The organism is Sphingomonas sp. MA1305 (assembly GCF_016107325.1).
Classification (GTDB): Bacteria; Pseudomonadota; Alphaproteobacteria; order Sphingomonadales; family Sphingomonadaceae; genus Sphingomonas.
The window spans coordinates 737,087-762,227 of sequence record NZ_RCVT01000001.1 but is presented as its reverse complement, the minus strand read 5'-3'; the positions used below and the strand labels follow the sequence as shown (position 1 = coordinate 762,227).

General features: G+C 67.6%; 20 protein-coding genes and 1 tRNA gene. 6 read left to right on the top strand and 15 right to left on the bottom strand.

Annotation, left to right across the window (positions count from 1 at the left end):
* Positions 1-28: 28 nt before the first annotated feature.
* The 10 genes from gspL to D9601_RS03855 all read right to left on the bottom strand — a co-directional run bounded on the left by gspL (position 29) and on the right by D9601_RS03855 (position 10,385).
* The gene (gene gspL / locus D9601_RS03900; RefSeq protein WP_198352592.1) at positions 29-1,102 is read right to left on the bottom strand and encodes a type II secretion system protein GspL; all 1,074 of its coding nucleotides are present in this window, start codon (positions 1,100-1,102) and stop codon (positions 29-31) included.
* Positions 1,099-2,085: a type II secretion system minor pseudopilin GspK gene (gspK, locus tag D9601_RS03895; RefSeq protein WP_198352591.1), complete on the bottom strand. Its 987-nt coding sequence runs from the start codon at positions 2,083-2,085 to the stop codon at positions 1,099-1,101. The genes gspL and gspK overlap by 4 nt, the downstream gene beginning before the upstream one ends.
* Entirely contained in the window at positions 2,066-2,740 is a 675-nt protein-coding gene (gspJ, locus tag D9601_RS03890; RefSeq protein WP_198352590.1) for a type II secretion system minor pseudopilin GspJ, read from the bottom strand. The genes gspK and gspJ overlap by 20 nt, the downstream gene beginning before the upstream one ends.
* Positions 2,737-3,147: a type II secretion system minor pseudopilin GspI gene (gene gspI, locus D9601_RS03885; protein ID WP_232473802.1), complete on the bottom strand. Its 411-nt coding sequence runs from the start codon at positions 3,145-3,147 to the stop codon at positions 2,737-2,739. The genes gspJ and gspI overlap by 4 nt, the downstream gene beginning before the upstream one ends.
* 80 nt (positions 3,148-3,227) lie before the next feature.
* Positions 3,228-3,722 carry a GspH/FimT family pseudopilin gene (locus D9601_RS03880; protein ID WP_332837888.1) on the bottom strand — a complete coding sequence of 165 codons (495 nt, stop codon included), beginning with the start codon at positions 3,720-3,722 and terminating at the stop codon, positions 3,228-3,230.
* A gap of 52 nt (positions 3,723-3,774) precedes the next feature.
* Positions 3,775-4,215: a type II secretion system major pseudopilin GspG gene (gene gspG, locus D9601_RS03875; protein WP_198352588.1), complete on the bottom strand. Its 441-nt coding sequence runs from the start codon at positions 4,213-4,215 to the stop codon at positions 3,775-3,777.
* Between the two features lie 9 nt (positions 4,216-4,224).
* A complete protein-coding gene (gene gspF, locus D9601_RS03870) occupies positions 4,225-5,448 on the bottom strand; it encodes a type II secretion system inner membrane protein GspF (protein WP_198352587.1) in 1,224 nt (407 codons plus the stop codon).
* Positions 5,449-5,555: 107 nt separating this feature from the next.
* Entirely contained in the window at positions 5,556-7,031 is a 1,476-nt protein-coding gene (locus D9601_RS03865) for a GspE/PulE family protein (RefSeq protein ID WP_198353365.1), read from the bottom strand.
* 268 nt (positions 7,032-7,299) lie between these two features.
* A complete protein-coding gene (gspD, locus tag D9601_RS03860; RefSeq protein WP_198352586.1) occupies positions 7,300-9,537 on the bottom strand; it encodes a type II secretion system secretin GspD in 2,238 nt (745 codons plus the stop codon).
* Positions 9,534-10,385, bottom strand: coding sequence for a type II secretion system protein N (locus D9601_RS03855; protein ID WP_198352585.1), 852 nt, complete (start codon positions 10,383-10,385; stop codon positions 9,534-9,536). The genes gspD and D9601_RS03855 overlap by 4 nt, the downstream gene beginning before the upstream one ends.
* Before the next feature lie 137 nt (positions 10,386-10,522).
* On the opposite strand from D9601_RS03855, the gene D9601_RS03850 reads away from it, so the two are divergent.
* On the top strand, positions 10,523-11,179 hold the full coding sequence (locus D9601_RS03850) for a prolyl hydroxylase family protein (RefSeq protein WP_198352584.1): 657 nt from the start codon (positions 10,523-10,525) through the stop codon (positions 11,177-11,179).
* A 43-nt stretch (positions 11,180-11,222) separates the two neighbouring features.
* Here D9601_RS03850 and D9601_RS03845 read toward each other — a convergent pair whose 3' ends face one another.
* Positions 11,223-14,063, bottom strand: coding sequence for a TonB-dependent receptor domain-containing protein (locus D9601_RS03845; RefSeq protein ID WP_198352583.1), 2,841 nt, complete (start codon positions 14,061-14,063; stop codon positions 11,223-11,225).
* Between the two features lie 94 nt (positions 14,064-14,157).
* Positions 14,158-15,804: a hypothetical protein gene (locus tag D9601_RS03840; protein ID WP_198352582.1), complete on the bottom strand. Its 1,647-nt coding sequence runs from the start codon at positions 15,802-15,804 to the stop codon at positions 14,158-14,160.
* Positions 15,805-16,041: 237 nt separating this feature from the next.
* On the opposite strand from D9601_RS03840, the gene D9601_RS03835 reads away from it, so the two are divergent.
* Entirely contained in the window at positions 16,042-17,577 is a 1,536-nt protein-coding gene (locus D9601_RS03835) for a cation:proton antiporter (RefSeq protein ID WP_232473801.1), read from the top strand.
* A gap of 75 nt (positions 17,578-17,652) precedes the next feature.
* On the opposite strand, the gene D9601_RS03830 is transcribed toward D9601_RS03835, so the two are convergent.
* The 3 genes from D9601_RS03830 to lon form a co-directional block, all read right to left on the bottom strand.
* A tRNA-Val gene (locus D9601_RS03830) sits at positions 17,653-17,727 on the bottom strand.
* A 63-nt stretch (positions 17,728-17,790) separates the two neighbouring features.
* Positions 17,791-18,063: an HU family DNA-binding protein gene (locus tag D9601_RS03825; RefSeq protein WP_198352581.1), complete on the bottom strand. Its 273-nt coding sequence runs from the start codon at positions 18,061-18,063 to the stop codon at positions 17,791-17,793.
* A 135-nt stretch (positions 18,064-18,198) separates the two neighbouring features.
* Positions 18,199-20,595 carry an endopeptidase La gene (gene lon / locus D9601_RS03820; protein WP_198352580.1) on the bottom strand — a complete coding sequence of 799 codons (2,397 nt, stop codon included), beginning with the start codon at positions 20,593-20,595 and terminating at the stop codon, positions 18,199-18,201.
* Between the two features lie 150 nt (positions 20,596-20,745).
* Between lon and D9601_RS03815 the strand changes: the two genes are divergently transcribed.
* From D9601_RS03815 to D9601_RS03800, 4 genes are all read left to right on the top strand, one after another.
* Positions 20,746-22,461 (top strand): M1 family metallopeptidase, encoded by a 1,716-nt coding sequence (locus D9601_RS03815; protein ID WP_198352579.1) that lies wholly within the window; start codon positions 20,746-20,748, stop codon positions 22,459-22,461.
* 141 nt (positions 22,462-22,602) lie between these two features.
* Positions 22,603-24,324 carry a M1 family metallopeptidase gene (locus tag D9601_RS03810; RefSeq protein ID WP_198352578.1) on the top strand — a complete coding sequence of 574 codons (1,722 nt, stop codon included), beginning with the start codon at positions 22,603-22,605 and terminating at the stop codon, positions 24,322-24,324.
* Positions 24,321-24,554 (top strand): hypothetical protein, encoded by a 234-nt coding sequence (locus D9601_RS03805; RefSeq protein ID WP_198352577.1) that lies wholly within the window; start codon positions 24,321-24,323, stop codon positions 24,552-24,554. Before D9601_RS03810 ends, D9601_RS03805 begins: the two co-directional genes overlap by 4 nt.
* Positions 24,551-25,132: a methyltransferase family protein gene (locus tag D9601_RS03800; RefSeq protein ID WP_198352576.1), complete on the top strand. Its 582-nt coding sequence runs from the start codon at positions 24,551-24,553 to the stop codon at positions 25,130-25,132. Before D9601_RS03805 ends, D9601_RS03800 begins: the two co-directional genes overlap by 4 nt.
* The last annotated feature ends 9 nt before the right edge of the window (positions 25,133-25,141 follow it).

Below are 25,141 nucleotides of genomic sequence, written 5' to 3'. Positions count from 1 at the left end.
GGTATTGGGCGGGAGGAGACAGCCGTGCTCACCGCCGCGTGACCGTCATCTCGCCGGTCACCCGGCCGTTGACCGACTGGAAGGTGCCGGCGTTGACCGTGAAGCCGGCCCGTTCGAGCGATCGCTTGAGGTCGGTGGGCAGGGATTCGCGAGCCGCAGCGACCGACAGTCGCAAATCGCCATTGGCCTGGAAGTCGAGCCCGGTCAGTTCCGTTCCCGGCGTGGCGCGCACCGCGGCATAGGCGGCGGCGACTGTGGTCGTGAACCCAAGACCCGGACCGCGCACCGCATTCAGCCGCTCGGTCAGCTGACGGTCGACATCCGTCACCGTCTCGCCGCGCGCTAGGCCGGTGCGCCCGAGCGCCTCGGCCCGCGCTTCCAGCGCATCGGCGCCGAAACTATATTTGCCGATCCGCACCAGATCGATCGCCAGCGTGACGAGCAACACCGCCGCCGCCATCACCGCGAGCCGGCGGACATGCGCCCAGTCGATACCGATGCGGCGGCGGCGTGCGAACGGCCCCTGGCGCAGGTCGAGCGGCGGCGCGGCGGCGACACGCGCCAGCCAGCCGTCGAGCAACAGGTCGTCGAGCAGCTCGACCGGCGCATCGCCGACGACGAGGTCGGTGACCATGCCTTCATCGGCGAAACCGGTGGCGCGCCCGCGGATCAACGGCAGGCCGGCGATTTCGGCCCGGACATAGCCGTCCTCCGGTCGCGGCAGCAGCAGCGGCGCGGGGACCATGGCGATCGGATCGACACCCTGCACCGCCAGATCGGCGAGCCAGCCCGCCATCACGCCGCGGTCCACCACGGCGATGGGCCGATCCCCCTCACCCTCGTCGCCGACGGCGACATGCAATTCGGCGACGGGCGTCGCAGTCGCTTCGGCGACGAGCAGCCGCGCCGCCGCCACCGCCTGCGCGGGCGAGCGGACAGGCAGCGTCGCCCAATGCAGCGTCACCGATTCGGGCGGTGCCACCGCGACGACCGCATCGTCGCCGATCGGCACCCCCTGTCCCGCAAGGACGCTATCGTCGTCGGCGAAGCGGAGCCAGCGCAGGCCGAGGTCGGCGGACGGGAGAAAGAGGAGCGTCGTCATAGGTCATCGCCCCATTGCCGCGCGACGAGCCGCGCGGGAAGCCGTGTCGCATCGATCAATGCACGTTCCTTGATCCGTGCCTGCCCCTGAACGACGTCGATGGCGAGCGCGAACCAGGTCGTCTTGACCGCAAATTGTCCGCTCGCGGTGCTCACCGTCCCATTGCCGGAGGCGAGATTGAGGAACGCCGTGGCATCGGCGAATCCGGCAGGCGGCCGGCGCATGATCATCGACCGTGCCGCCTCGACCGACAGCGTGTCAGGAAACAGCATCGCCACCAGCGGCGCCTGTTCGGGGGTCAGCGTGTTGACGTTGAGCGTCGTCGGCTGTGCCTTGGGCAAGGTGCAGATCCAGGGGCGCAGCTTGGCGTAAATGTCGGGCGTGACGCCGTTGACCGCGCGCAACTCACTGGGATCGGCCATCAGCGTGCCGGCGGTCCGATAGGAAATCTCCTTGCCGAGATAGACCGCGTCCTCGGCGCCGCCGGGTAGCGGGTTTTGGTCGCTGTCGATCCAGTCGGTGGCTGCGGCGGCGATCCCCTCCCCCGCCTGCGACGGGATGCCGAGCAGCCGCATCAGCCGGACGAACTGGACGCGCTGCTCGAAATATTCGGCGTAGAGACCGGGCCCGGCGGCGCGGACCAGACTGTTGAGGTTGAAGCAATTGCCGCCGTCGCGGACGCGTGCGACTGCGCTGCCGCCGCCCGGCAGCGGCAGGGGAATCGGCCGGTCGCTCCACCCCCCGGCCAGCGTCACCCGGTCGCCGGCCTGGCCGAGGAGATCGGTCACCCGCGTCGTCGCCAACACTTCGGCCGCGCGGGCATAGGCGCGGGCCTGCTCACCGTCGGCGGCATTGCCGGCAAGTCGGGTCGACAGACGCAGATGCTCCAGCGCCATTGCCGCCATGACGGCGATCACAGCCACCAGCATCAGCACGGTGAGCAAGGCCGCACCGCGCTCGGGATCAGAAGCGACGCGACGCATCGGCGGCTCCCCCGGGCGGCGGCTGACTGGTTGCGACCGGCGGCGGCGCATAGCCGGTGCCGACCAGGATGACGAGACGCAGCGCCGTGCCGTTATCGCGGCGAATGACGAGTTCGGCCGCCTGCGGCAGGGCGGCACCCTGGGTGCCGTCCCATCGGTCGCTCCATGCCCCGCGCAAACGGTAGCGCGCGCCGAGGCCGGCGACATGGTTGAGCAACGCGACTGGTGGCAGCGGGGCGGCACCGTCGATCATCGGATAGGCGATCCGCTGCAACGTGCCGCCGTCGACGCGATAGGCGACCTTCTGCGCGCTGGCGCGCGGCGCCGCGTCGATATTCGCCCAGCCGGTGCGCACGAAGCGGAGCTGACCGTCGGCGGAGCCGGTGAACGCCGGCAGCAGCTGTCCACCCTCGTCACGCGCCGGCCGATCCACCGCCTGGCCGAGGTCGCCCGCGATCAGCGCGAGCGTGCGGTTGACGGCGGAGACGTCGTCGAGCCGGGCCGAAGTCGCCGCCTGCGCCCGCACGCTGAACGACAGGATCGCGACGCCGGCGGCGGCGATCATGCCGAAGATCAGCAAGGCGATCATCACCTCGACCAGCGTGAAGCCCGCTTCAGGGTCTGTCCCAGTCGGGCTGCGACGGTCGGCGCTCATGGCTGGTCGTCCGGCGGACGTACCGCGGTGGCGCGGCCGATCGCCACGCCGCGCCGGTCGGCGACGGCGACGTCGATGCGGACGATGCGGGCATTGCCGGTCGGCCGCACGTCGCGCACCCAGCGCCAGGCGCGACCGGCGTTGTTTTCCACCCCAGCGCTACGTCCGAGCGTCGGCACGCGTCCTTCGGTCAGGGCCTCATTGGCGACATTGCGCGCGACCAGATTGGCGACGAGCGTATCGTCGAGGATCGTGGCGCCGCGGATCGTGGCGCTCTCCAGCCGTACAAGCGCGAGCACGGCCAGGCTGAACACCGCCAGCGCCACCATGATCTCGATCAGGGTGAAGCCCTGCTCGCCCGCCCCCGCCCTGTCCCGACGACGGCGGCGCTTCGGCATGGCGCGCATCCGAGGCGCGATCGCCCCGTCGGCCTGCCCCGGTTTCCGCAGTGCCGGCGGTGACGATGCTGGACGGGGCGCGCGACGCATCACCCCGCCACCCGCACGCTACCGTCGGCCGCCATGTCGATCACCGCTCGCGCCTGACCGCGGCTGAGCACGAGCTGGGCAGGACGGTCGGCGAGCCCCGTCGGATCGAAGGTCACGCGCAACCGCCCGCCGGTCGCGCCGTCGATCCGCGCCAGCGTCCCGTCGTTCCAGCGGGTCACGCGCAGCGGCTTGTCCGCCATCGGTAGCCACGTACCCTCGACCCGGCGGTCGAAGCCATAGCCAGCGGGGGTGATCCACAGGCTGACCGCCCGCCCCTCGACGATCGCCGCATCGTGCGCGGCGCGCGCGCGCAGGCTGAACCGCGCCGCCTCGTCCGCCAGCCGGCCGCGCGGGTCGGGCATGGCGAACATCGCGACCGACGCGGCCAGCGCGATCACCACGACGACGACCATCAGTTCGACCAAAGTGAAGCCGTGTTCGGCGGAACGCGATATGGGCGTGAAGCCGTGTTCGGCGGAACGACGCGCGCGCAAAGCGCCATGACCGGCGCCTCGCCGCACGCGGACTACGCCAGGGTCGGCGTCATCACTGCCAAGAGCCGATATCGGCATCGATCCCCTCGCCGCCTTCCTTGCCGTCGGCGCCATAGGTCCAGACGTCCGCCTCGCCATGCTGGCCGGGCGAGGCATAATTGTAGGGGCGACCCCAAGGATCGTTGGGCAGCTTCTTGAGATAGCCGCCGCGTTGGTACCGCGAGGCGTCGACGCCGGCGGGCGCGGTGACCAGCGCCTGCAGCCCCTGCGTCGTCGTCGGGAAGGTCGACATCTGCAGACGATACAGTTCCAGTCCGCCCTCGATCTGACTGATGTCGGCCTTGGCCTTCTCCACCCGCGCCTTGTCGCCGGACGGCAGCACGTTGAGCGCGACGATGGTGGCGAGCAGGCCGATGATGACGATGACGACCATCAGCTCGACCAGTGTGAAACCGGCTTCGCGCTTCCGGCGCTTCTGGGGATCGGGACGCATATTACTTCCTCATTGTCCCGCCAGCGTGTTGAGCTGGAGGATCGGCAACAGGATGGATAGCACGATGGTGGCGACGATGCCGCCCATCACGACGATGATCGCCGGTTCGAGCAGCGACAGCGCGGTGGCGGTGAACCGATCGAACTCGCGCTCCAGATAGTCGGCGGCGCGCTCGAGCATCTCGTCGAGTCGTCCCGCCGCCTCGCCACTCGCGGCAAGATAGGTCAGCAGCGGCGGAAAGACGCCCGATCGGCGCATCGCCGCCGACAGGCTGCCGCCGCCGCGTATCGCATCGACGATCTCGTCGCTGGCGAGGCGGAGCCGGCGGTTGTGGATGGTCGAGGCGGTGAGCGCCAGCCCCTCGAGCAGCGGCAATCGGCTGGCGACCATCGTTCCCAGCGTCCGCGCCATGCGGGCGGCATGCAGGTCGCGCAACAACCGGCCGAGCAGCGGGATGCGGAGCAGGCGCGTGTCGAAGGCGAGGCGCAGGGCCGGATCGCGCAAGGCGAACCAGATGCCGGCGGCGATCGCCGCGACGACCAGCGCCATCAGCCACCACCAGCCGACCAGCAGGTCCGACACGGCGATGACGATCCGCGTCAGCAGCGGCAATTGCTGGCCCACCGTATCGAACTGTTCGACCACCTGCGGCACGACGAACATCATCAGCGCGGTGACGACGCCAAGCGCGACCACCGCGAGAATGGTCGGATAGGCGAGCGCAGTGATCAGCTTGCCGCGGATCTCCGCCTGCCGCTCCAGCAAGGCCGCGAGCCGATCGAGGATGGTGGGCAGGCTGCCCGAGCTTTCGCCGGCGGCGACCATCGCACGGTACAGCGGTGGGAAGCTCTTCGGCTCGCGCGCCATCGAATCGGCCAGCCGCCGTCCCTCGACGACACCCGCGTGGACGGCGGCGACGATGCCGCGCACGCTGTCCTGCTCGGTCTGGCGGGTGATCGTCCGCAGCGATTCCTCCAGCGGCGATACGCGGTTGAGCGTCGCCAGCTGCCGGGTGAACAGGGTCAGTTGCTTGCCGCTCATCCTCGGCCGGCCGAGCTGCAGGCCGAACAGCGGGCGCGATTTGGTCGCCGGCGCGGTACCGGGCTCGATACGGACGACGAACAGCCGCCGGCGGTCGAGCGACGCGCGCGCGGCGTCGAGGTCGGGCGCCGCGACGTGGCCGCGCTGCTCGGCGCCGCGGGTGTCGATCGCGACATAGTCGAAGTCAGCCATGGGTGCGAGCCGCCCTCACCCTTCCCACTCGCCTACGGCGAGCGGGCACCTTCCCTCTCCCACCGGGAGAGGGAGGGAGCGGCAAAGCCGCGGAAGGGTGAGGATGACTAACCATCCACCGCATCCGCATCGCGGCGCGTCACGCGCACTGCTTCCTCCGCCGTGGTCAGCCCTGCCTTGACCAGCGCCTTGGCCGACTGCGTCAGGCTGGGGCTGTTCTGGAAGGCGTGGGCGGCGATCGCGGCCTCGTCGCCGCCCTCGTTGATCAGCCGGCGGATCGTCTCGTCGACGCGCACCCCCTCGAACACGCCGATCCGGCCGCGATAGCCGGTGTGGTTGCAGCGCTCGCAGCCGACCGCTTCGAACACCGTCTTGCCCGGTTTGATGCCGAGCAGCGGCGCGACGCCGTCGCCGGCCCGCGCCGGCCGCCGGCAATGCTCGCACAGCCGCCGCACCAGCCGCTGCGCGATCACCGCGCGCAGCGTCGAGGCGAGCAGGAACGGCTCCACCTTCATGTCGCGCATCCGCGTGATCGCGCCCACCGCGTCGTTGGTATGCACCGTCGACAGCACGAGATGGCCCGTCAGCGACGCCTGCACCGCAATTTCCGCCGTCTCGCGATCGCGGATTTCGCCGACCATCACCACGTCGGGATCCTGCCGCAGGATCGCGCGCAGTCCCGCGGCAAAGGTCAGGCCGACCTTGGCGTTGACCTGCGTCTGGCCGACGCCCTCGACGGCATATTCAACCGGATCCTCGACGGTCAGGATATTGCGGCTGCCGTCGTTGAGCAGGCGCAACGACCCGTAGAGCGTCGTCGTCTTGCCCGAGCCGGTCGGACCGGTGACGAGGATGATCCCGTTCGGCTCGGCCAAAGCATGGCGGAGCAGGCCGAACATCTGTTCGTCCATGCCCAATGCGTCGAGATCGATGCCCGCATTCTCCTTGTCGAGGATACGCAGCACGACGCGTTCGCCCGCCCGGCTCGGCAGCGTCGAAACACGCACGTCGAGCAGCTTGCCTCCCAACGTCAGGCCCATACGCCCGTCCTGCGGCACACGCCGCTCGGCGATGTCGAGCCGCGCCATCACCTTGATGCGGCTAACCACGACCGGCGCGACGTGCGGGGGCATCCGCAACGTCTCGCGGAGCACGCCGTCGATCCGCATGCGGACGACCAGGCCCGTCTCATAAGGCTCGATATGGATGTCCGACACGCCATTGCGGGCGGCATCGGCGATGATGCCATTGATGAGGCGGATCGCGGGTGCGTCGTCGGCAGTGTCGAGCAGGTCCTCCGCGGTGGGCAACCCTTCCGCGAGCATGTCGAGCTCGTCACCCATGCCGACCGCCGCCATCGCCGTCGCCTGTCCATCCATGGCGTAAGCGTCGGAGAGCAGCCGGTCGAACGCGGGCGGCGCGACGGTCGCAACGGTGAACGGCCGTGCGAGATAGCGCCGCACCTCGATCAGCGCACGCGGGTCCGCACCGTCGCGCAGCGCAACCGCGGGCGGCGCGTCCGGCTGGTGCGGTTGCAGTACGACACCGTGCCGCCGCGCGAAGGCATAGGGTATGGTGACCATCGGCACGGCAACGGGATCGGTCGGGGCATGATCGTCGGGCAGCGGGGCGTCCGGGAATACACCCGCCGCCGGCCCTTCCCGCAAGCCGGAGGGGAGTTGGTCGGCGGCGTCGCCGGGCCGGATCATGGGGTCGCTCATCACAGCCCGCCCGTCATCCCCGCGCAGGCGGGGATCCAGAGACGCTGACGTCGCGGCTCTTGCCGACCGTTGGCGTGTCGGCATGCCCGCCTGCGCGGGGATGACGCCAGGGCAGGCCAAGCCTGGCCGCTCACCGCCGCTTCTCCGGCCGCACTGTCTTGGTCGTCACGCTGGTCTGCACCGGCACAGCGATGCGCGGGTCCTCGATATTGCCCGGGATCGGCGCTGAGGGAATGGGGGGAGCCGCACCCAGATAGTCGCGGACGAGCTGGTCGATGCTGGGTTCCTCACCGGGGGTCTGAAGCCCCTGCTGCAGGCGCAGATAGCCGTAGCGCTGCTCCGCCAGCGCGCGGCTGTCCTGGGGCGTGCGCAGGATCTTGGGCCGGATGAAGATCATCAAATTGGTCTTGGTGCGCGACTTCGCCTTCGACTTGAACAGATTGCCGATCACCGGAATGTCGCCGAGCAGCGGGATCTTCTCAATCGTACGCCGCTCCTCGTCGCTGAGCAGTCCGCCCATCACCGCGATCTGCCCATCGTCGACGGTCAGCGTCGTCTCCACCTGACGCTTGTTGAGGATCAGGTCGCTGTTGTCGTTCGACACCGGCCCCGCGATCGAGCTGACCTCCAGGCGCAGATGCAGCTTGATCGAACCCGAGGAATTGACCTGCGGCCGCGCGGTCAGTTCGATGCCGACATTCTCGCGCTGCGTGGTGCGGAAGGTGTTGTCGAAATTGTTCGACAGCGCTTGGCCGGTGGTGATCGGAATCTCCTGACCGACCAGGCTGTACGCGTCCTGATTGTCGATGGTGACGAGGTGCGGCACCTGCAGCAGGTTCGACGTCGTGTCGCTCTTCACCGCATTGATGATCGCACCGAAAATGGTGTCGCCGATCTGTCCGCCGAAACCGCCGAAGCCGCCCGACGAGCCGATGATCGAGCTGATCGCACTCTGCGTCAGCTGATCGGAGGCGCTGGACGCCGTCGTCACCGTCGTTGTCACACCGTTGGCGATCGTCGTCGTGGAGGTGCTGCCGAGTTCGCGCGCGCCGATCGCGCCGGCGATCTGAAGGATATTGGGCGCCGAGTTGGAGAAGGTCGAGGCGGCGAACGCCCCGCCCGACGGATTGGCGAGGATGAACTGCGCGCCGAGCCGATTGACCGTGGCGTCGGACACCTCCGCGATGATGCCCTCGATGACCACCTGTTCACGGCGCGTGTCAAGCTGGCGCACCACTTCGGACAACTGGCGCTGGATGTCGGCGGGCGCGGCGATGACGATCGCATTGGCACCCTGGAAGCGGGTGACCACTGCGGCGGTCCGGCCACCCTGCGTGGTGATGGCGGGCTGACCGGTGCCGTTGCCCCCGGTGTTCGTCGATACCTGCGCGACGAGCGGCTGGGACAGCGACGGGCTGCTGGTCTGGCCCGTCACGCCGTTGGCGCCGCTGCCGCTGCTGCTGAGCCCCGAGCCGGGCCGCGAGAATTGCGACGGCTGCGGCTGATCGGGCGTCTGGCCGACGAGCTGTTGCAGAACCGGTAGCAATTGCGCGGCATCGGCATTTTCGAGGAAGACGACCTTGATCTCGGTGCCGTTCTTCGCCTTCTGGTCGAGGTCGGCCGCGACCGCGGCGAGCCGCGCGACGGTGGAGGCATCGCCGCGGATGATGACGCTGTTCGAGCTGTCGACCGAGACCACCGAGGTGCCGACGGCACCCTGCCCCGTGCCGCCGGCGCCGCCCTGCCCGCCGGTCGCCGCGCCCGAGAGGCCCTGCAACGCCGCCGCAATCTCCTTGGAACTGGCATTCTTCAACGCGATGACGCGCGTCGTCGCGGTGTCGGCATCAACCCGGCGCAGGACTTCGCGGATGCGGCGGATATTGTCGGCGAAATCGACGATGACGAGGCTGTTGGCGCCACGATTGGCGCTGACCGACCCTTGCGCACTGACCAACGGCCGCACCGTCTCGATCGCCTGTTGCGCGTCGACCGCGCGCAGTCGGACGATCTCGGTCACCAGGCTGTTGCGATTGGCGCCGGCCAAGCCGACGCGGCTCGGCTGCGACGCGGCATTGTCGATCGGCTGGACGCGGAAGGCGCCATTGCCGGTCGGCACCGCGACCAGTCCGTTGGCGCGCAGCGTCGACAGGAACGCCTCGAAATATTCGGAGCGGCTGAGCGGCCGGTCCGTGACCACCGTCACCTTGCCCTGCACCCGGCTGTCGATGATGAAGGTGCGCCCGGTCACCTTCGCCGCATCGGCGATGAAGGCACGAATGTCCGCGTCGCGCACGTTGAGCGTGGTCTGCGCGAGCAGCGCGGTCGGCGCGGTGAGCGCGAGAGCGGAAGCGAGTAAGACAGTCTTCATGAAGCGGGTGCGACCGTGATGGCGAGGGGCAACGTCTGCGTGCCGCGCTCGACGGTGATGGGAATGTTGCCGCCGCGCGCGAAGTCGGCGGCGACACGATCGATGTCCTGGGGTCCCGTCACCGGGCGGCCGCCGATCGCGGTGACGACGTCGCCCTCGCGCAGGCCCGCCGCGCGGAACAGCGCGCCGGTGCCCTGCGGCCGGACGACGAGACCGGACAGGCGCCCCGCGTCGATGCGCGGAATGAAGCCGATCTCGTTGCGCAACTGCCCCGCCTGGATCGCGGGAGGAGCCGCTGGGGCACCGATGCCCGCAGGCGGCGGACCGGAGCTGGCCGGGGTGCCGATCTGGGCTGGCGCGCCCGTCGACGGCGCGTCGGCCTGGGTCAAAAACAAATCCTCCGCTGCCCCGCCGCGATCGATCGTGATGTGATCGAAGGCGACCGACTGCAGCTTGACGCCAGGCTGAATGTCCTCGCCAACGGAGATGCTCTTCTGGACGCCATCGGGACCGGCGATGATTGCCGACCCGCGCCCCGATGCCTCGTCGACACGGATGCCGAACAGCGTCAACTGCAGCGCTGTCACCGTCGCCGGCGCCGCCGCGCCGCCGCCCAGGCGAAAGAACGGATCGAAACTCGCCAGCACGTCCGCCGGCGCGCCCGGCACCATGACTTCCGCCGGACGCCAATCGCCGAGCGGTGTCACCGGCGTCGCGAGCGTCCAGACGAACCGCGCGGTCTGCACCGCCAATCCGGCGAGCAACGCGAGTTCGGCGACGGAATAGACATTGACGACGGGCAGACGCCTGAACAGGCGGCGCGTGCGCGCGTCGAACTTTAAACGCATAAGGTTTCCCGGTCCCGAACCCTCGCCGTTAGGCATGCCATGTTACGTCGATGCGTCATAGTCCTCATCGCGACGAAACACGCGCAAGCGATGACGCACGGTTTGGCGGCGCCGCCGTAACGCGGTACGACAAAAGCATGGCTACGCAATCCCCGCCCGGCGCCGGCGTCGATCCCCGGCCGATCGCCGCCCATATCCTGTCGCATCCCGGCGTACAGAAGGTGCCCAGCCCCAAGCTCGATCTGTTCGTGGCGCGTGCCTTCCTGCCGGCCGATCTGTGCGCGGCGCTGATCACCCGGATCGACGCCGTGCGTCGCCCTTCGACGATCGCCGATCCCAATGGCGACAGCGCCTTCCGCACCAGCGAGACGGGTGACCTTGCCGCGACTGTGGCCGAGGTTCAGGACGTTGAGACGCGCCTTGCCATCTTCACCGGGCTGGACCCGGCGCACGGCGAGCCGTTGCAGGGGCAACGCTATGCGGTGGGTCAGGAGTTCAAAGGCCATACCGACTATTTTGACCCGGACGGCGTCGATTTCGCGCGATACTGCGCGATAGCGGGCAACCGGACATGGACGGTGATGGTCTATCTCAACACGCCCGACGCCGGCGGCGCGACGCGGTTCAAGGCGGTCGACAAGACGATCCAGCCCGAGACCGGTAAACTGGTCGCCTGGAGCAACCGCCGCGCCGACGGCTCGCTCAACCCCGCCACCCTGCACCAGGGCATGAAGGTGCGCGCCGGCGTCAAATATGTGATCACCAAATGGTATCGGGAACGACCCTGGGGCTGATCGCACCCATTCCTCCCCGCTTGGCGGGGAGGATCATTGGCCCCTAGAACGTCGTGCTCACCCCGAGCGAGAACACACGGCCGAGGTTGTAGCGGTTGATGAACACCTCGCGGCCGTTGTCGAACGTCTGGCTCTCGCGATAGCGGGTGCGCGTCAGGTTGCGCGCCTCCGCCTTGAGCTCCCACTTGCCGCCGCCGACCTCGAACCCCTGGCGCACGACCATGTCGAGGCGGATGCCAGGATGTTCGACGATGTCGGGCTGGAACGCGTTGCCGCCCAACAACGACGGGCCGCGGTTGGTGACGCGGTCGCTGGCATAGTTGAACAGCAACGTGATCTGCGACAGCGAGGCGGTGTCCTCCAGCCCGACTTGGACGTTGACCAGATGGTCCGACTGGCCGGTCAGCGGCGCGCCGTCGCGGAACAGCTTCGAGGCGAGGTTGAAGCCGGCGAGACAGCCGTTGACCGGCTGCGCACCCGGCGAAACGTCCGGGACACAGGTGTCGTTCGCGGTGATCTTCGACTTGGTATAAGTGTAGTTGGCGATGAACAGCGCACGCCGGGTCGCGAAGAAGTCGCCGCCGAACACGTCCGCCAGCTTGACATATTTCTGCAGCTCGACCTCACCGCCCCACAAGGTCGCCTTGGGCAGATAGGTGAAACCGGTCTGCAGCCGGTCGTCGGCGCCGGTGTAGAAGCCGACCTGCTCGATCGGACGATCGATCCGCTTGTAGAAGCCCGCCGCGGTGAAGCGCTGATCGCGCGCGAAGAACCATTCGTAGCGCGCTTCGAGATTGTACAGTTCGGAGTCGCGCAGCGCGGTGTTGCCGAAGAACAGGCGATCGGAATCGGGATCGCGGAACTGCTGCGGCGCGAGCTCGCGGAACTGCGGGCGCGAGATCGTCTTGGCGAAGCTGGCACGCAGCTGCTGGTCCTGCGCGAAATTCCAGGTCAGCGTCGCGGCCGGCAGGAAATAATCGTTCTTCAGCCGCGTCGTCGCGCTCTTCACCGGCGTCACGCGCTCGTCACCGGTCTCGTAGCGCAGGCCGATCACCGCGCGCAGGCCGTCGAGCGCCTCCGCCTCCGCCTGCACGTAACCGGCATGGACGTCGAGCGACGCGTCATAGCGATAGGCGCCGAGCGGCGTGTTGAACTGCAACTGGATCGTGCAGGGGATCGTGTTCGCCGTCTGCGGACACGCGTTGTTGATGACGTCCGGGCTCAGCAGATAGTCCGGGCGGTAGAGGTTGTAGGGATATTGCGGCGCAGTGCCGCCGCCCAGCGACGTCTGGTAGTTGAACTGGAGCCGCGACGAGGTGCGGTCCGTACCCTGGTAGAAATAGCCCGTGGAAAGCGTGATCGGACGGTCGGCGTCGATCCGGTAGGAGGCATCCGCCTGCCCCGTCCACAGGTCCTCGTTGAGTTCGCTGAAGATGATCGATGCGAAGGGCGTGAAGCGCTGCGTCACCTGATAGGCGCCGTCGCACTGGTAGCCGTCCGCCTGTTGTCCGCCGTCGCTGGTGATTGGCAGGCCGGTGGTGGTGCGGTTCGAGCAGAGATAGTCGAATTGCCGCTCATACGGCGCGTTGCGCTTCGAATTGGCGTAGGCGCCGCGTGCGTCGAGCTTGAACGCATCGCTCAGCTTGAACTCGCCGACCAGTTGGCTTTCGATCAGCTGGCGTTCGAACCAGCTGGTGTTCTGCTGGAAGCGGAGGCCCGACGGGTTGTTGTACAAGGTCGCTGCAGACCCGCGCGCTTGCTTCAGCGTGTCGTGGATATAGACGTTGGTCCAGCGGATGGTGTTCTCGCCGAACTCGTAGCCAAGACCGATCAGCGCATTCGCCACCGCGCGATTGTCGGTGATCAGCGTGCGAAAGTCGTTGCGCAGCGTGCCATCGGCGCTGACGCTGTCCTGCTGCGTGCTCAACCGCGTGCGCCAGGTGTTGCTGGCGCTGAGCGAGGCGATGACGCCGAGGCGCGAGCCGCCGAGGTCGAAGACCGATCCGCCGCTAATCTCCGCCGACCAATTCGCCGGCAGCTGGTTGTTGCGCTGGAGCAAGGTGGTCGACGCGTTGCTGAGCTGCGCGACCTGCGCCGCCGGGATCAGGCCCGATCCGTCCGGCGCGTTGCGGATGAAGGCGGGCACTTTGCGCGTGCCATCGTCATAGCCGATCCAGTCCGCGCCGCCGCCGTAATAAGTGTAGCCGAGCTCGCTGGTCGTCGCGTCGTCCGCCGCGATGCTGGCGCCGCCCGCGATGAAGTTCTTGTCGGGAATCGCCTTGGTGGTCAGGTTGATGACGCCGCCGCCAAATTCGCCAGGATAGTTTACCGAATAGGTCTTTTGAACCAAGGCCGAGCCGACGATCGTCGTCGGGAAGATGTCGAGCGGCACCGAGCGGCGCAGCGGCTCGGGCGACGGCAAGGGCGAACCATTGAGCAGCGACGAGGAATAGCGGTCACCGAGACCGCGAACGTAGACGAAGCCGCCACCGACCACCGATAGGCCGGTGACGCGGGTCAGCGCGCCCGCGATATCGCCTTCGCCTGTCCGCGCGATGTCGGCGCTCGACAGGACGGACACGATCTGCGCGGTGGCGCGCACCGTGTTGGGGATGTTGCGGCCGACGACGACGATGTCGCCGAGATCGGCGTTGCCGCCGGGCACGGATACTTCGACCTGCTCCTGGTCCACCGCGGGATCGGCCGGCGCCTGATCCTGTGCCGTGCCGGTGGTGGGGGTGGTCGCAGGGGCGCTCTGCGCAGGCGGGGGCGTTGCCGGCGTCGGCGAGCCGGTGCCTCCGGCGGTCTGCGCCAGCACCGCCGGCGCCGTCAGAGTGGAAGACAGGAGAAGAAGCGAGGCGAAGGCGAGCCGCTGCTGGCGCATGACCGTGGTTTCCCGGTGCAAAGGGTCTTCAAACAGGCATCCGGGGCGGCGCTGCCGCCGCCCCGGACACCGCATCATCGAGGCGTGGGGCGCCTCAGCGGCCGTTGCAGGCGAAGTAGACCGAGTTGAACGACGGCGGACCGAAGTCCTGCAGCGCGCTGTCCGCCGGGCGCACCGTCGTGCGGCCACCGCTGGTCTGTTCGCCGGCGATGATGTTGACGCAGGCGACGCTCGACGGCGTCTTCACCACGCCGTTGATGAAGCGCATGTCCGACCCGCCGCGCTGGCGGATCGCCGCCGGCGCGAGCGCGGTCTGGATGAAGGTGAAGTTGGCAAACGTCGAGAAGGTGCGCGGCAGCAGGTCCTCGGCGTTGTTCGAGTCGATCTCGGTCGAGAAGCTGTCCGCGGTCGCGCCGAGCACGCGCTGGGCGGCGACGATGAACTGCATGAAGCCGCGATAGCCATTGTCGATGTCGAAGCCGTCGTCATCGGCGCCGGTCACCGCGAAATATTTGATGTTGGTGGCGCCGCCGAAAATCTCGACGCCGTCGTCGGCCGAATTGTGGCTCTGGACGTGGTCGATCACCGTGCCCGAGCCGGTGCCGCCGAGCGTCAGGCCCTGCAGCTCGTTGCCGTCGCTGATCGCGATGCCCGAATAGCGAATCTGGACATAGGACATCTGACCCGACGAATCCGCGGCATTGGGACCGCCGTAGAAGCGGCCGGTGACGCCTTCGATCGCCTGTTCGCAGGTCGTCGACGATCCGGCGGCGTTGTTCGGGCCGGTGCCCTGGCGGCAGACGCCGGTCGGCGCGCGGCCGAGCAGGATGATCCCACCCCACTGGCCCTGTGTCGCGTCGGAGACGCCGTTCGCCGTCAGATTCTGCTGCGAGGTGAAGATGATCGGCGCGGTGGCGGTGCCGACCGCCTGGATCCGCGAGCCGCGGTTGACCAGCAGCAGGTCGTTGGTCGATTCATTGGCGTTGGCGAAGATCACCACGCCCGGCTCGATCGTCAGCGTCACGCCCGAATTGGCGCCGGTGGTGCCGACGTCGGTGCCGACCTCGGTCTGGCCGGTGAAGCGATAGGCGATGCCGGGGATGCGCGGCAGCGTCAGGCTGGTGGCGATCGTCTGCGGGATGTCGCAGACCTTGAAGCCGCCGACGGTGGCGACATTGGCGCTGCCAGTGGTGGTGCCGGTCGGCGTCGTCGTGCCGGTCGGGCAGGCCGCGCCCGATGCCAGCGTGCCGACCGCGGGCACCGCGGTGCAGCGCGCGCCGCTGCCGCCGAATTCGGCGGAGGTCGAATTGCAGGTCCAGCCCTGGAAGCTGGTGTCGCTCGGCCCGTTGAACGCGCCGACATAATTGGTCGAGGTGAAGAAGCTGTTGATCGTCGACGGATCGGTCGCGGTGGCCAGCGAGGTGGCGCTGACCGGATAGACGCCGTTGATCGTACTGCCGGTGCCGTTGACGTTGTTGTTGGTGCCGGCGTTGACGATCGCGAGCTGTTCGTCGGCGGTGACGGAGATGCCGTTGACCGGCGTAACCGCCGCGAATTGCGCGGCGGTGATCGCCGCGGTCGGTGCCGGGGTCGGCGAAGGCGTCGGGGTCGGCGCCGGCTGGACGATGGTGACGCTGCCGGCGCCCGGCGAAGCGACATTGTCGGCACCGCCGCAGCTCGCCAGCGCGGCAGCGGCCGTCGTGATCATCAGGAAATTGCCGAAGCGCGTCTTGCTCGCCATGATCGATAGCTCCCGGGTCGTATGTCGTTGATGGGCGGGCTATGCCCCTGACCGGCGGAAGAACCCCCTGCGCCGATCCCGTCCCGGCGGTTAGGCGCGCTAAATGACGTCAGCATGAGATTATCGTTACGAAGTGATGGCGATTGCGTGACACTTCGGTGACAAGGGCGCGGTTCGCTATTGCCCGGGGACCAAGGCACATTGGGTCGTCTGCGTAGATGAAGCGTTAGTCTATCGATGGACGCGTTCGAATCGATCCTTGCGATGCTGGCAGGCGCGGTGCTGCTGCGCGGCCTGTCGCACCGCAGCGGCGTGCCCTTTCCGACCTTGCTCGCGGTTGCCGGCGCCTTGCTGGCCCTGGTCGCGGTCGAGCTGCCCTTTTCGCTCGACCCGTCGCTGGTGCTGGCGCTGTTCGTCACGCCGATCCTGCTCGACGCGGCGTTTGACACATCGCCGCGCGACCTCAAGGCGAATTGGCGCGCGGTGCTGCAATTGGTCGTGGTGGCGGTGGGTTTGACGACCATCGGTGTCGCCGCGGTGGCGCACTGGCTTGTGCCCGACCTGTCGTGGGCAGCGGCGATCGCGCTTGGTGCCATCGTCGCGCCTCCCGACGCCGCGGCGGCGACCGCGGCCCTGCGCCAAGTTTCGCCGCCGCACCGGCTCAACGTCATCCTGGAAGGGGAATCGCTGCTCAACGACGCATCGGCGCTGCTGATCTATCGGCTGGCGGTGACCGCCGCAGTGTCGGGCGGGACGATCACCGCCGCGGCCATCGCACCGACCTTCCTCCTCTCCGTCGTCGGCAGCCTGGTCGCCGGCCCGGCAATCGCGCTGGTCTGGAGCCGGTTGACCCGCGACATCACCGACGCGCCGAGTTCGATCATCCTCCAATTCGTCGCGACCTTCGGCGTCTGGGTACTGGCGGAGAGCCTGCACCTGTCAGCCATCCTGACGGTCGTCACCTATGCGATGACGATCGCGCGTTCCGCCCCGGCCCGCACCCCGGCGCGGCTGCGCGTGCCGTCCTATGCCGTCTGGGACACGGCGGTCGTCGTCCTCACCGCGCTCGCCTTCGTGCTGATCGGCCTGCAGCTCGGCCCGGTGATCCGCCACGCCCCGCCCGGCGCGGTCGCCGAATGGAGCGTGGTCGCCGCCGCCGTCCTGGCGACCGTCATCGTGCTGCGCCTCATCTGGGTCTTCGGCTACAATCGCTGGCTATGGCTGCGCGGCGCCCGCGTCGCGGACGACAGCCATGCCGATTGGCGCAGTGGGGTGATCATCGGCTGGGCGGGAATGCGCGGCATCGTCACCGTCGGCACTGCGCTGGCGCTACCCGCGGGCTTTCCGCATCGCGACCTGCTGCTGTTCGTGGCCTTCGCGGTGACGCTCGGCACCCTCGTCATCCAGGGGCTGACGCTGAAGCCGCTGGTCCGCTGGCTGGCGCTGGAGGACGACGGTCCGGTCGAGCGCGAGGTCCGGCTCGCGCGCGTCGCGCTGGCCGAGACGGGGCTTGCCGCGATCGACGGCGATGACAGCGACGAGGCCCGTGCGTTGCGCGACGAACTCCACATCGAATGCCGGACCGCCGCCGATGCCGAGGAGGGCGATGGTCGGGCGATCCTGCCGGCCAAGGTGCTGCGCCGACGCGTTTCGGAGGAACGGCGCGAGCGGCTGCTGGCGCTACGCCGCGACGGCACGATCGGGGACGATGCCTTCCACCGGCTGGAGGAGGAACTCGACTTCGCCGACCTGGCGATCGAACAGCGCATCTGACGGTTTGTTGCCGAGCGCCAGATGACCCTGCCAAAACCAAAAAGCCCGCCGGTCCGAAGACCGGGCGGGCTGATATGGTGGGCGCGACAGGGATTGAACCTGTGACCCCACCCGTGTGAAGGGTGTGCTCTACCGCTGAGCTACGCGCCCGAAACTCTCGGGAAGCGGGCCTTTAGGCGGCGGGATGCCGCCTGTCCAGCCCGATCTTGTCGATCAGTTGACCGAATCCTTCAGGCCCTTGCCGGCCTTGAACTTCGGCTGATTCGACGCCTTGATCGTCATCGGCTCCTTGGTGCGCGGGTTGCGCCCAGTCGACGCCTTGCGCTTCGACACGGAGAAGGTGCCAAAACCGACCAGGCGTACTTCGTCGCCCTTCTTCAGGCTGGCGGAAATCGCCTCAAATACGGCCTCGACCGCCTTGATCGCGTCGCTCTTGGCCAGGCCGGACGTGTCGGCGACCGTGGCGATCAGCTCCTGCTTGTTCATCGGAAAAACTGCCCCCTTGGAAACGGTAAGAATCGTGCGGCCAGGCCGAAAGACCAGTAAGGCCGTACGTACGGTACGAGTCAATGCCCCACCGGCCGGACGACCGATGGCGGCGATTGACGACAATCGTATTAATTAATGGTGCAATTCCCCTCCCGCTGGCGCGACCCCGGCCGGCGGCAGCGCGGCGAGCTCGTCCGCGTCGGTCCAGTCGATCGCCTCCAGCGGCTCGGTCAGCGCCAGGCGCAGCACCTCGTCGACATGGCTGACCGGCACGATGGTCAGCCCGTCCTTGATGTTCTGCGGAATGTCGGCGAGATCCTTCTCATTCTCCTGCGGGATCAGCACCGTCTCGATACCGCCGCGCAGCGCGGCGAGCAGCTTTTCCTTTAGCCCGCCGATCGGCAGCACGCGACCGCGCAACGTCACCTCGCCGGTCATCGCCACGTCCTTGCGCACCGCGACGCCGGTCAGCGTCGAGACAATCGAAGTGACAAGGCCGATGCCCGCCGACGGGCCATCCTTCGGCACCGCCCCTTCGGGCAGGTGGATGTGGATGTCCTTGCGGTGGAACAGCGACGGCTTGATGCCATAGCTCGGGCTGCGCGCCTGGACGAAGCTGAAGGCGGCCTGGACCGATTCCTTCATCACGTCGCCCAGCTTGCCGGTGGTCTTCACCGCGCCCTTGCCCGGCACCGTCACGCTCTCGATCGTCAGCAGCTCGCCGCCGACCTCGGTCCAGGCGAGCCCGGTAACCGCGCCGATCTGATGCTCGGTCTCCGACAGTCCGTGACGGAACTTCTGCACGCCGGCGAATTCATGGAGGTTGTCGGGCGTGATCGTGACGTGCTCGGTCTTACCCTCGAGGATCTGGCGCAGCGCTTTGCGAGCGAGCTTGGCGATCTCCCGCTCCAGCGTCCGCACGCCGGCCTCGCGAGTATAGCGCTGGATCAGCGCGCGCAGCCCGTCATGGGTCAGCGTAAACTCGCCATCCTTCAGGCCATGCTCGCCGATCACCTTGGGCAGCAGGTGCCGCTCGGCGATCTCGACCTTCTCATCCTCCGTATAGCCTTCCAGCCGGATGATCTCCATCCGGTCGAGCAGCGGCTGCGGCAGGTTGAGCGTGTTGGCGGTGCAGACGAACATCACGTCGGACAGATCGATGTCGATCTCGAGATAATGGTCGTTGAACTTGGCATTCTGTTCGGGATCGAGCACCTCGAGCAGCGCCGACGCCGGGTCGCCGCGGAAATCCTGGCCCAGCTTGTCGATCTCGTCGAGCAGGAACAGAGGGTTACTGGTCCCGGCCTTCTTCAAGTTGGTGACGATCTTGCCTGGCAGCGAGCCGATATAGGTGCGCCGATGACCGCGGATCTCCGCCTCGTCGCGCACGCCGCCCAGGCTCTGGCGGATGAACTCGCGCCCGGTCGCCTTGGCAATCGACTTGCCGAGGCTGGTCTTGCCGACGCCCGGCGGGCCGACGAGGCACAGGATCGGCCCCTTCAGCTTGTTCATCCGCGCTTGCACGCCGAGATATTCGACGATCCGATCCTTGACCTTCTCCAGCGCATAATGGTCCTCGTCCAGCACCGCCTGCGCGGCGGCGATGTCCTTCTTGACCTTGCTCTTCTTGCCCCAGGGCAGGCCGAGCAGCACGTCCAGATAGTTGCGCACCACCGTCGCCTCGGCGCTCATCGGCGCCATGGTCTTGAGCTTCTTCAGCTCGGCGGTCGCCTTGGTCCGCGCCTCCTTCGACAGCTTCAGCGTCGCGATCTTCTGTGTCAGCTCGGCGATCTCGTCGCCGTCGCTCTCGTCGTCGCTGTTGCCCAGCTCGCGCTGGATCGCCTTCAACTGCTCGTTGAGGTAATATTCGCGCTGCGTCTTCTCCATCTGGCGCTTGACGCGGCTCTTGATCTTCTTCTCGACCTGCAGGACGCCGAGCTCGCCCTCCATCAGCGCATAGGCCATCTCCAGCCGCTTGGCCGGATCGGTTTCGACCAGCAGCGCCTGCTTGTCGGCCACCTTGACCTGGATATTGGCCATGATCGCGTCGGACAGCTTCGCCGCCTCGACCAATTCGCCGAGCTGCACCGCGGTCTCGGCGGGCAGCTTGCGGTTGAGCTTGGCGTAGTTCTCGAACTGCTCGACCACGGAGCGCATCAGCGCCGTGATCTCCGGCCCTTCGGGCTCGACGTCCTGCATCGCCTCGATCGATGCGACGAGGTGTCCCTCGCCCTCGCTCAGCTCGACCAGCCGGCCGCGCTGCTTGCCTTCGACCAGTACGCGCACGGTACCGTCGGGCAGCTTCAGCAGCTGCAGCACGGTGGCGGTGACGCCGACCTCGTACAGGTCCTCGCGCTGAGGATCGTCTTCGGCCGGGTCGAGCTGCGCGACCAGGAAAATTTCCTTGTCGGCGGCCATCGCGGCTTCCAGCGCCGACACGCTTTTGTCGCGGCCGACGAACAGCGGCACGATCATGTGCGGGAAGACGACGATGTCACGCAGCGGCAGGACGGGGAAGGTGGTGTGCATGTAAACTCCGCGGCCGTCGGAACCAGACGGCCTCATCCCATACTATATGGTGAGCCGGCGACATCCATCAATCGTCCTGCGTCACGATTAGCCTCTTGCCAGCGGCGCCACGGCCGTGGAAATCCATGCCCCGCATCAAAGGGGTATACGATGACGTTCCGCCTGTCGCTCGCCGCCGCGCTGCTGCTGTCCACCGCGGCCTACGCTTCCGAGCCGGGCAAGCCGCCGATCACCGCGCAGGTTTCGGCGTCCGGCGGCCCGCTTGATCCGGCGCAGAAGAAGCTGAAGTTCGACACCGCCGACCTGCAGTTCGAGGTCGATCCGGATCGGGAGGTGCTGAACGGCGTCGCGACGCTGACCTTCACCACGCTCGACAAGACCGATCGCATCGTCGTCGACCTCGACAACAATTATACGGTCACCGCCGCGACGGTCGACGGTGTCGCCGCAGGCTTCGAAAATCCGCAGGGGCGGATGACGATCAAGCTCGCCAAGAAGGCGGCGAAGGACGCCAAGCTGGTGGTCAAGATCACTTATGGCGGCCGCCCGCACGTCGCGGTGCGCGCGCCATGGGACGGTGGCTTCGTCTGGGCGAAGACGCCGGACGGCCAGCCGTGGATCGCGACCGCGGTGCAGATGGAGGGCTGCGACCTGTTTTGGCCGTGCATCGACTATCCGACCTACGAGCCGGAGAAGGTGACGCTGCACATCACCGTGCCACGTGGCCTCAAGGCGCCGTCCAACGGCAAGCTGCTCGGCGTCGACCATCTGCAGGACGGCCGCTCGACCTGGAACTGGGAGGTCGCCCATCCGAACCTGTACGGCATCGCGCTCAACGTCGGCCCATACGAGGAGATCAGCGGCACCTACAAGACCAAGTTCGGCGACACGATCCCGATGTATTATTGGTATCTGCCCGGCGAGAAGGACCAGGCCAAGGCGCTCTTCGACGAATTCGCGCCGACGCTCGACTTCTACGAGGGCGTGATCGGCCCCTACCCGTGGCGGGCCGAGAAGGTCGGGGTGGTGGAGACGCCGCACAAAGGCATGGAGCATCAGACGATCAACGCCTACGGCAACGCCTATGCCAAGGCGCCGGAAGGGTTCGACTGGCTGTTCCAGCATGAATTCGGCCACGAATGGTTCGCCAACCAGATGACCGCGGTGAACTGGGACGACTTCTGGCTGCACGAAGGCTTCACCGCCTATATGCAGCCGCTCTACGGCCGCTGGCGCGAAGGCGATGGTCGCTACACCGCGATGATGCTCGCGGCGCGGCCAGGCATCCAGAACAAGTCGCCGCTGGTGACGGGCAAGCCGCAGACCGCCGAGGACGTCTACGAAAAGGCGCCGGGTCGCGGCGGCGACATTTACACCAAGGGCGAGTGGATCCTGCACACGCTGCGCAACGCGATCGGCGATCGCGCCTTCTTCGGTGCGACCAAGTTGCTGGTCTACGGCCGGGTCGATCCGGCGCCGGGAAATTTCCAGCCGGTGTTCCGCACCACGCCCGACTTCATCGCCGACGTCAATTCGGTGACAGGGCAGAATTGGCAGTGGTTCTTCGACGTCTACCTCTATCAGGCGGCGTTGCCCAAGCTGGTGACCAACCGCATTGGGACGCAACTGACGCTGAAATGGCAGACGCCGCTCAACAAGCCCTTCCCGCTGCCGGTCGAGGTGCAGATCGACGACCGCGTCGAGAAGGTGCCGATGACCGGCGGCGTCGCGACGATCACCGTGCCCGCCGGCGCGCATCTCGTGATCGATCCGATGAGCCGGCTGCTCAAGCAGGATGACGCGGTGGACGCCTTCCAGGCTTGGAAAGCCGCGCAGGCACCGGCGGCTGCGGCGGCGAAGAAATGAATTATCCTCTCCGGCACGGGGAGGTGGCACGCCGAAAGGCGTGACGGAGGGGGATCGCCACGCAGCACAGCATTGGTGGAAGCCCCCTCCACCAGCTTTGCTGGCCCCCCTCCCCGTGCTGGGGAGGATAAGGAGAATTCAATGAAATCACTGCTCGCCGCATCTGCCCTCGCCCTGGTCGCCGCGGCCCCCGAATTGCCCAAGAAGGGTGAGCCGCCGATCACCGAACAGACGCAGAAATCGGGCGGCGTCCGTCCCCCCGAACAGATGGCGCTGCAGTTCGACACCGCCGATTTGTCGTTCGAGGTGCTGCCCGACACCGAGACGCTGAACGGCGTCGCCACGCTCGGCTTCACCGCCAAGGCGCCGCTGACGCGGCTGCTGATCGACCTCGACCGCAACCTCCCTGTCACCGCGATCAGCATCGACGGCCGGCCGCTCGCTACGGGCGCCTGGAGCAATCCGGAGGGGCAGCTCGCCATCACGCTGCCCCGCCCCCTCGCCGCCGGGCAGAAGGTCAGCGCCAGGATCACCTACGGCGGCCAGCCGCATGTCGCGGTACGCGCGCCGTGGGACGACGGCATGGTCTGGTCGAAAACGCCGTCGGGCCAGACCTGGTTCGCGACCACGGCCGAAGGCTATGGGTGCGACCTGTTCTGGCCGTGCCTCGACTTCCCGACCGGCGAGCCCGGTGTCGTCGACCTCCACATCACCGTGCCCAAAGGCCTCAAGGCGCCGTCCAACGGCAAGCTGATCTCGGTCGATCAGCTGCCCGACGGCCGCACCCGCTGGAACTGGCGCACGCGCAACCCCAACACCTATGCGATCGCGCTCAACGTCGGCCCCTATGAGGTGATTGAGGGCAGCCATAAGAGCCGCTTCGGCAATACAATCCCGATGTATTATTGGTATCTGCCCGGCGAAAAGGAAAAGGCGCAGGCGCTGTTCGACGAATTCGGCCCGACGATCGACTTCTTCGAGGCCAATGTCGGCCCCTATCCTTTCGGCGACGAAAAAGTCGGCGTGGTCGAGACGCCGCACAAGGGCATGGAGCATCAGACGATCAACGCCTATGGCAATGACTATGCAAAGGCGATCGAAGGCTTCGACTGGCTGTTCCAGCACGAATTCACCCACGAATGGTTTGCCAACCAGCTGACCGCGGCGAATTGGGACGATTACTGGCTGCACGAAGGCTATGGCAGCTATATGCAGCCGGCCTATGGCCTGTGGCGCGAAGGACGCGCCCGCTACGCCGCGATGATGCAGGGGCAGCGCGGCACGATCATGAACAAGGTGCCGATCGTCCAAGGTCGCGTGCTGACCGAAGAACAGGTCTATGAGCCCGACCATGGCGGCGCCGGCCAGGATATCTACGTCAAGGGCTCGTGGATGCTCCACACGCTGCGCGGCCTGATCGGCGACAACGCCTTCTGGAAGGTGACGACACTCGCCGTCTACGGGCGCGCCGATCCGAAACCGGGCAACTTCCGCCCGCGCTACGGATCGAGCGAGGAATATGAGCGCTTCGTCCGGCAGGTGACCGGCAAGGACTATGGCTGGTTCTTCGACGTCTATCTGCGTCAGGCGAAGCTGCCCGAACTGCTGGAGACGCGCAACGGCGATCGCGTCACGCTGGCATGGAACGTGCCCGGCGGAGGCCCCTTCCCGATGCCGGTCGAGGTCGACGTCGCCGGGAAGCTGACGACCCTGCCGATGTCCGCCGGGCATGGCACGCTGACCATCCCCGCCGGCGCGCATTATGTCGTCGATCCCGACGCCAAGATCCTGCGCCGCAGCGTCGCGGTCGAGGAGGTGCAGGCGTGGCGGGCCGAACAGGCGGCGCGGAAGCCAGCCTCATGAGCGGCCGGCTGCTCCCGCGGGTCGCCGAGATGGCGGCGATCTTCATGGTCGGCGACGGCCTGGTCGGCCTGATCCAGCCGCGCCGCCATGTCGACCTTTGGAAGGAGGACGCGCTCGGCGCCGAAAAGGCGGTGCGGCCGTTCGTCGACCGGCCGGGTCGGCGCCGGGTCTATGCCGCCATTCAGATCGCGGCCGGGCTGGCCCTTGCCGCCCGGCAACGGCCACGATGAGCGGCGTCACAGGCCTGCCGGGACTCGCGGTCACCGCCACCGGCCTGTGCCTATTCGCCGCCGCCGTGGCGCTGGCTCGCAGGGGACGGACCCCGGAAGAGGGGGCGAGGCGCGATCGTGCCTCACTGCTCGGGATCGGCATCCAGGGACTGGGCTTCGTCATCGTCGCGACCGGGCCGATCCGTGTCGCCCTCGATCCTCTCGCCGCGAGCGCGATCGGCAAGGCCATCCTGACCGCCGTCTGCCTCGGCGCGGCCTTGGCTCTGTTCCTCTGGGCGCGGCAGACGATGGGACGGAATTGGAGCATCGTCGCCCGCACACGTATGGATCATGCGCTCGTCACGGCAGGGCCGTTCGCCCACGTCCGCCACCCGATCTACACCGCGATCGGCCTGTTGCTGGTCGGCGTCGCCCTCGGCTTGGGTCACGAGCCGCGCCTCGTCGCGGCGCTTCCCGTCTACGCGCTCGGCACATGGTTGCGCGTCAGGATCGAGGAACGGTTGCTCAGGATGCAGTTTGGCAGAACGTATGACGCCTATGCCGCGCGGGTGAACCGCTTCGTCCCGCTCGTCTTCTGACGCGGAAAC

Coding starts and splice junctions, on each gene's coding strand:
- gspL (WP_198352592.1), bottom strand. CDS start 1,102: ATGACGACGCTCCTCTTTCTCCCGTCCGCCGACCTCGGCCTGCGCTGG.
- gspK (WP_198352591.1), bottom strand. CDS start 2,085: ATGCGTCGCGTCGCTTCTGATCCCGAGCGCGGTGCGGCCTTGCTCACC.
- gspJ (WP_198352590.1), bottom strand. CDS start 2,740: ATGAGCGCCGACCGTCGCAGCCCGACTGGGACAGACCCTGAAGCGGGC.
- gspI (WP_232473802.1), bottom strand. CDS start 3,147: ATGCGCGCCATGCCGAAGCGCCGCCGTCGTCGGGACAGGGCGGGGGCG.
- gspG (WP_198352588.1), bottom strand. CDS start 4,215: ATGCGTCCCGATCCCCAGAAGCGCCGGAAGCGCGAAGCCGGTTTCACA.
- gspF (WP_198352587.1), bottom strand. CDS start 5,448: ATGGCTGACTTCGACTATGTCGCGATCGACACCCGCGGCGCCGAGCAG.
- D9601_RS03865 (WP_198353365.1), bottom strand. CDS start 7,031: ATGGTCACCATACCCTATGCCTTCGCGCGGCGGCACGGTGTCGTACTG.
- gspD (WP_198352586.1), bottom strand. CDS start 9,537: ATGAAGACTGTCTTACTCGCTTCCGCTCTCGCGCTCACCGCGCCGACC.
- D9601_RS03855 (WP_198352585.1), bottom strand. CDS start 10,385: ATGCGTTTAAAGTTCGACGCGCGCACGCGCCGCCTGTTCAGGCGTCTG.
- D9601_RS03850 (WP_198352584.1), top strand. CDS start 10,523: ATGGCTACGCAATCCCCGCCCGGCGCCGGCGTCGATCCCCGGCCGATC.
- D9601_RS03845 (WP_198352583.1), bottom strand. CDS start 14,063: ATGCGCCAGCAGCGGCTCGCCTTCGCCTCGCTTCTTCTCCTGTCTTCC.
- D9601_RS03840 (WP_198352582.1), bottom strand. CDS start 15,804: ATGGCGAGCAAGACGCGCTTCGGCAATTTCCTGATGATCACGACGGCC.
- D9601_RS03835 (WP_232473801.1), top strand. CDS start 16,042: ATGGACGCGTTCGAATCGATCCTTGCGATGCTGGCAGGCGCGGTGCTG.
- D9601_RS03825 (WP_198352581.1), bottom strand. CDS start 18,063: ATGAACAAGCAGGAGCTGATCGCCACGGTCGCCGACACGTCCGGCCTG.
- lon (WP_198352580.1), bottom strand. CDS start 20,595: ATGCACACCACCTTCCCCGTCCTGCCGCTGCGTGACATCGTCGTCTTC.
- D9601_RS03815 (WP_198352579.1), top strand. CDS start 20,746: ATGACGTTCCGCCTGTCGCTCGCCGCCGCGCTGCTGCTGTCCACCGCG.
- D9601_RS03810 (WP_198352578.1), top strand. CDS start 22,603: ATGAAATCACTGCTCGCCGCATCTGCCCTCGCCCTGGTCGCCGCGGCC.
- D9601_RS03805 (WP_198352577.1), top strand. CDS start 24,321: ATGAGCGGCCGGCTGCTCCCGCGGGTCGCCGAGATGGCGGCGATCTTC.
- D9601_RS03800 (WP_198352576.1), top strand. CDS start 24,551: ATGAGCGGCGTCACAGGCCTGCCGGGACTCGCGGTCACCGCCACCGGC.